This is a genomic window from Pseudoalteromonas rubra, assembly GCF_005887095.1.
In the GTDB taxonomy this organism is placed as follows: Bacteria; Pseudomonadota; Gammaproteobacteria; order Enterobacterales; family Alteromonadaceae; genus Pseudoalteromonas; species Pseudoalteromonas rubra_E.
Map to the genome: position 1 here is coordinate 21,072 of NZ_PNCI01000010.1, position 6,997 is coordinate 28,068.

At 51.9% G+C, this 6,997-nt stretch carries 1 protein-coding gene; it reads left to right on the forward strand.

The window, feature by feature from the left end; genetic code table 11:
• The first annotated feature begins 109 nt into the window (after positions 1-109).
• Complete coding sequence (locus tag CWB99_RS05375; RefSeq protein WP_138550937.1) at positions 110-6,808, forward strand: non-ribosomal peptide synthetase; 6,699 nt, start codon at positions 110-112, stop codon at positions 6,806-6,808.
• Positions 6,809-6,997 lie beyond the last annotated feature (189 nt).

Here is a 6,997-nt window from a genome sequence, read left to right on the forward strand (position 1 = left end):
TAGTACAAGGGTTATGGCTGATTGGTTTTGTGTGCACCTGGCGACCTCAACTTATGTCGTGTCTGCCAGTGTTTTTCTTTATCATCAACTTGATTGCAAAAGCGAAAATATGAAACAGTTCTTTTTACAGCTCAGTGAAAAAGGGATCAAACTCACTGTCGATGAACAAGGTAAGTTGCTCGTCAGGGGCAAGCTGAAAGCTCTGACTACAGAAGAAAAAGATTTTCTAAAGAACAATAAAGCGCAGATCATTGAGTCGATTCTGACACACCAAAAGGTGTCGGCTTCGTCTCCCATTGTTGCCACAAAACCTGAGTTGCATACTGATACTGTATTGTCCTTTTCTCAGCGTCGATTGTGGTTTATCGACAAGCTCAATGGTGGCTCCAGTGAATACAATATGCCTATGGCATTTGAGGTGCACGGACAGCTGAACATCGGCAGGGTAGAGCAGGCCCTGAATGAGATAATACAACGCCATGAAGTATTAAGAACGGTTTTTTATGAGCGCGATGGTGAGCCCTGCCAGATGGTGCTGGACAACACGTCGTTAACCATCACAGTGCAGGATCTGAGCGAGCAGTCAGACCCCCATGGTGCGGCTGACGCTTATCTTATCCGTGAAGCTGCCAGAACATTTGATTTGAGCAAGGACCTGATGGTGCGGGCCAGTTATTTGCAGCTGACACATGATGACAGCGCCGCCTGCCAGGCCATTTTAAGTTTCAATATGCACCATATTGCCTCAGACGGTTGGTCGATGGATGTGCTGACCAAAGAGTTTTTTGCCATCTACCAGGCGCTTGAGCAGGACATGCAAAGTGGACTGGCGCCGCTGCCTATCCAGTATCGTGACTTTGCCTACTGGCAACAAAAAACCTTGGCCGGGGAAGGGTTAACCAAGCAACTGGATTACTGGCAACAGCAGTTGGAGAACTTGCCTGCACTGCATCAGCTGCCATTAGATGCAAACCGGCCCGCTGAAAAACAATACCAGGGAGCGCTGGTTACGGCACAGCTAAGCGGTACTGTTGCAACTCAGTTACTGGAACTGGCCAGAGCCTTTCAGTTAACTCCTTTTATGTTGTTACATGGTGCCCTGGCGTTAGTATTAAGCCGACACAGTAACAGCAAAGATATTGTAATTGGCAGTCCAGTCGCTAACCGTCAGGATCCGGCTCTGGCACCTTTGATCGGGTTTTTTGTCAACACCCTGGTGTTCAGAGTCAGCACAGCACATGACACTCTGAGCGATTATCTGGGCCATGTCAGAGCGGTACATCTGGGGGCACAGAGCAATCAGGATGTGCCTTTTGAGCAGTTGGTTGAAGTGCTTAATGTGCCCAGAAATAACGCTTACAGCCCACTATTTCAGATCTTACTGACCACAGACAACCAATATGGAACAGCGTCGTCAGACGCGCAGAGAATACAGCTTGGGGCTGCCACTTTAGAGGCCATGCAGGAAGTCGCTCTGACCACCAAGTTTGATCTGGACATTCATATGTCAATGAACGAGGCGGGCGTGTCCATGGGCTGGACTTATGATATAACTCTGTTCAGCAAAGCACATATCAGTCAGTTGAGTCAGCACTTATGCAATGTGCTAAGCGCTTTGGCTGAGTTGGCCAAAGCGGGTGACTGGTCTGCCCGGCTTGCCGCGATACCGATGGAGAGTGAGCAAGAGCAGCATCAAGCGTTGGCGCTAGGCTGTGGCCGCGTAGTTGACCCCAAGTACTCGGCTGTGCATCAATTACTTGAACATCAGGCCCAGGTCAATCCTGATGCCGTGGCAGTGGAAGCACAGGGGGCTCAGGTCACTTTTGCTCAGTTAAATGCACGTGCTGATGTATTGGCAAAGCGCCTGCTGACAGAGCATCAGGTGAGCATGGGCCAGCCGGTGGGCATTGTCGCACAGCGCAGTGTTGACACTTTGTGCGGGATTGCCGCAATACTGAAAGCGGGTGGGGCTTATGTACCACTAGACCCCCAGGCGCCGGCAGACAGACTAAACTATATTGTCGGCGAACTCTCACTGTCGCTGGTATTATCTCACTCGCTGGACTCTATTGCCGGAATGCCGTGCGTGAGGCTGGACGACCCCGCGCTGTGGCAACCTTCTGAACTGTCTGCCCAGCTCCCAGAGGTGGCGGCCGACAACCCGGCTTATATCCTGTATACCTCAGGCTCAACAGGCAGACCAAAAGGTGTCAGCCAGCGCCACAGCACGTTGGTTAATCTGTGTATGCATCAGGCGTATGTTGACGGCATTACACAGCCCTACCGGACATTGCAATTTACGCCACTGACATTTGATGTATCAGCTCAGGAGCTGGCAACAAGCTGGTATACCGGATCTCCGTTGGTGCTCATGTCTCAGCAGCAAAAAGACCAGTTACAGGATCTGGGCACTCTGGTTGCAAAGCAGAATATTGAGCGCTTATTCGTGCCACCAGCTGTGTTTGACCTGCTGGCCGAGCAGGCTACTCAACATCCGGGTATTCCTATGGCTGCACTTAAGCAAGTGTGTGTTGCCGGAGATGTGCTGAAGATCACCCCCAGCATTCGCGCATTTATGGCGCAGCATCCGCTGTGTGATTTATATAATCATTACGGGCCGACAGAGACGCATGTCGCCACCACCTATCTTCTACAAAACTCAAACGAAGAAGAAGTCAGTATAGGCCAGGCAATTGCCAACACGACTTGTCTGATCCTGGACGCCGATTTAGCGCCCGTGCCTGTGGGCTGTGTGGGTGAGCTCTTTGTTGCCGGACCGGGTGTGGCCTTGGGTTATTATAACAACCCAAGCCTGACTGAAGCGCGTTTTCTTGATAGATCGCAGTTGCAGGTGCCACAGACGGATGTCACGTGCGTCTACAAAACGGGCGACTTGGTGCGCATGACGTCACAGGGCAACTTGCAGTATCTGGGCCGCAGTGATGAACAAATAAAAATTCGAGGTTTCCGCATTGAGCCGGGTGAGATAAGTGCGGTGCTTGAGTCCTGCCCAGAGGTGGAATCAGCGCTGGTGCTTGCCACCGGCGAGGTGGACAACAAACACCTGATTGCATATGTGCGCCCTTGTATCACGTGTGAGACAAATGAGACAAATGAGACACAGCAGCACCTGATCACCGCTTTACAGACTCAGCTAAAAGATTTGTTACCCGCATATATGTTGCCTGCCGCCATTGTGGTGGTGGAGCAGTGGCCGCTGACCCGTAACGGCAAAATTGACCGACGTGCACTGCCTGTCATCGACTTAACTAAAACGCAGTATCAGGGAGAGGCGCCGCAAACAGCCACTGAACAGGCACTGGCTCAGCTCTGGTCAACCCTGTTAGGGTGTGACCTTGATAAGCTGACTCGCGATGCTGATTTCTTCGCGCTGGGTGGCCACTCTTTGCTGTCAGTCAGGTTAGTTTCTTTGATCCGTAGTGAGTTTGAGGTTGAAATCGCAGTTAAACAGGTGTTCTCTGCGAGCACGTTAATGACAATGGCGGCCTTGATTGAGTCAGGCACACAAGCCACTCGGCCACCCATTGAGCCACAGGAGAGAAATACAAACCGCTTTGCGTTATCTTATGCTCAGCAGCGTCTGTGGTTTATCGACCAGTTTCAGGGCAGCTCTGCTCAGTACAATATGCCCATGGCTTTTGAAATAGAAGGTCCATTTGACCTGGCTCTGGCCCAGCAGGCACTGACGGCGATAGTGGCGCGTCATGAGGTATTGCGGACTGTTTATCAGGAAGGGCAACACGGGCCTGAGCAAGTGATCATGGCGGTACAACCTGTGGTGATACGACATCTGGAGCTCAGTCACCTGGACGGTGCACACACACAACAACTTGACCAACTACTGGCTGAAGATGCGCATGCGGCCTTTGATTTAGCCGCCGACCTGATGCTACGTGCCAGCTATATTAGCCTGGGTTCGCAGCGAGGTGTGCTACTTCTCAATATGCATCATATTGCCTCAGATGGCTGGTCATTAAATCTGTTCAGAGAAGAATTCTTCACGCTTTATCGCGCATTCAGTGCAGGTCAGGACAACCCATTGCCTGCACTGAAAATTCAGTATGCCGATTTTGCCCAGTGGCAACGTAACTGGCTGCAAGGTGAGGTGCTGCAACAGCAGCTCGAATACTGGCAGGCGCAGTTGAGTGAAACCCCGGGTGTACACAGTATTCCACTGGATAGTCCAAGACCTGCCGACAAACAATATGACGGCGCTATGGTATCGGGCAAAGCATCTGCACAACTGGCCACACAGTTATGTGATATGGCTGCGCACTATCAGATGACACCATTTATGCTGCTGCATGCGGTACTAGCGCTGACCATCAGCCGTTACAGCAACAGCCTTGATGTGGTGATTGGCACGCCGGTTGCGAATCGGATGCAGGCGGAAGTTGAGCCGCTGATAGGCTTTTTTGTCAATATTCTTGCGCTGCGGGTCAACACAGAGCAGCCTTCTTTGGAGAGCTATCTGCAACACGTCAGAGCCGTTCATCTGGATGCACAAAGTCATCAGGACCTGCCGTTTGAGCAGCTGGTTGATGCATTGCAGATCCCCCGGGGTGATGCCCATGCGCCGCTTTGTCAGATCATGACCTCATTCAACAACGCCCAGACACAGTCAGGCTCAACGCAGAGCGCACCAGACGGCCTGGTGATCACACCCGTTATGCAGGCCGGTTGTGTGGCAAAATTCGATCTCGAAGTAGAGTTTTCCATGAGTGAGTCCGGGCTGCTGGCTAACTGGATTTACGATACTTCGCTGTTCACTGAGTCACATATCACCCAATTGAGCGAGCACCTGATGTTGCTGCTAGAGCGCCTGGTGCAAACTGAGATGACACAAAGTCTGAACAACTCACCCGGACAGTTGAGTGTGCTGGCGAACGAACAAAGCCAGTATCTGGTTAATGCCCTCAACGACAATTACCATGACTATGATCGGTCGCTATGTATCCATCAGGCATTTGAACAGCAGGTAGCGCGTAATCCTGAGCATATTGCGCTGATCTTTGCCGATCAACAACTGAGTTATGCTCAGCTCAATGGCAGAGCCAACCAGCTTGCACACTTTCTGCGTGAACGCGGCGCCATACAGTCAGATACATTGATAGGGGTGGCACTGGAGCGTTCGCTGGAAATGATCGTCGCCACACTCGCGGTGCTCAAAGCGGGTGGCGCTTACGTACCGCTTGACCCGGCTTATCCACCCGCACGACTGAGCTATATGCTCGAAGATGCTGGGATCAAAACCATTATCAGCAGCGAGACCATCAGCGAAGCCGTGCGCCTCTCGGATTATGACCTTATTACTGTAGACGGTTTGCTGAGTGATGCTGCGCTGGGGCCTTTCAGTCATTGCAGTGATGAAAACCTGGACAGCAGAGCGCTCAGGCTATTGCCTACCAGTTTGGCGTATGAAATCTATACCTCAGGGTCAACAGGCCAGCCAAAAGGCGTGTTGCTTGAGCATCAGGGGATCGTGAACCTGGCGGATAATCAGCGCCGGGCATTTGCCATCACCCCGCGCAGCAAGATCCTGCATTTTGCCTCCATGAGTTTTGATGCCGGTACCTGGGAATACGCCATGGCGCTGCTAAATGGCGCGACCCTGGTGATTGCACAGAGCGAACAAAGACGCTCGCCCGAAGCCATTACGGCGCTGCTGGCAGAGCATCAGATCAGCCATGTCACTTTGCCTCCGGCATTCCTGGCTTTGATGCCGCTCGATACGTCTTTGGCCTTACAGGCGTTGATTGTCGCCGGTGAAGCGTGTGAAGCTGAGCTGGTCAATCAGTGGTCGGCACATTATCCCTTCTTTAATGCCTATGGCCCGACGGAAGCCTCCGTATGTGCTTCCTATCAGCGGCTCTATCCGGGCGCGCCAATCACCATAGGTAAACCACTGAACAATGTCAGCCTGTATGTTCTGGATAAGCACATGAATCTGGTGCCACCGGGTGTGATCGGGGAGTTGCATATTGGCGGTGATGGTCTGGCTCGTGGCTATCATCAACGTCCCCAGCTGAGCGCTGAGAAGTTCGTCGACAACCCCTTCTATTATTGCCCGGCTCATCGTGACAGCACACGCTTGTATAAGACCGGAGATCTGGCCCGGGTTCTGCCCGATGGCAGTATCGACTTTGTCGGTCGTCTGGATGCTCAGGTTAAAATCAGGGGCTTTCGGATTGAGCTGAGCGAAATTGAAGCGCAATTAAACCGCTGTCCACAACTGGATTCGGCCGTGGTGCTAGTGAAACAAGCCAGTAACGGGGCGGATATGCTGGTCGCATACATTCAGCCACATACTGAGGCTGAAAACACCACAGAACTTATACAAAGCGTTGAGCAAGATATGTATGAGCAATTACCGGAATATATGGTGCCGAGCCGCTTTGTGGTGGTTATGCAATGGCCACTGACTCCGAACGGTAAGATTGATAAAAAAGCCCTGCCGGATATATCTGCAGAAGACTCTGAGCAGCCCTATGTGGCGCCACAGACTGAAACTGAGCTGGCGTTGGCCCAGATCTGGTCCGAATTACTGGGTATAGATCCCGCAATGATCAGCAGCCATGCACGTTTTTTTGAACAAGGGGGCAACTCCATTTTGGTAACCCGGCTGGAGACTCAGATCCGACATCGTTTTACGGTGGAGTTCTCTATCAAAGAGCTGTTTGCTCAACCTCAGCTCAAAGAGCAGGCTTTACATATTGATTATCTGCTCAGCCGCCAGAGCGACCTGCAGGCGCACGATGATAATGAGCTGGAGGAAATGGACTGGTAAGGGGGCGGGCTACTTAATTCGCCCGTTCAACATGAGCACAGGTACCAAAAAGCACGTATAAACCTGCCAGCCTGAGTATTCATTCTGGCTGGCTTTAAGTCGTAGAGGCTAAGCCGGTGTCGGGGTTTTGTTCGGATAGACGAACAGCACACCTGTTGCGGGCGCAGCGCTTTTGCAGTTAACACAGAT

Bases quoted from the DNA above. Each gene is read 5' to 3' on its own strand.
- CWB99_RS05375 (WP_138550937.1), top strand. From the start codon at position 110: ATGAAACAGTTCTTTTTACAGCTCAGTGAAAAAGGGATCAAACTCACT.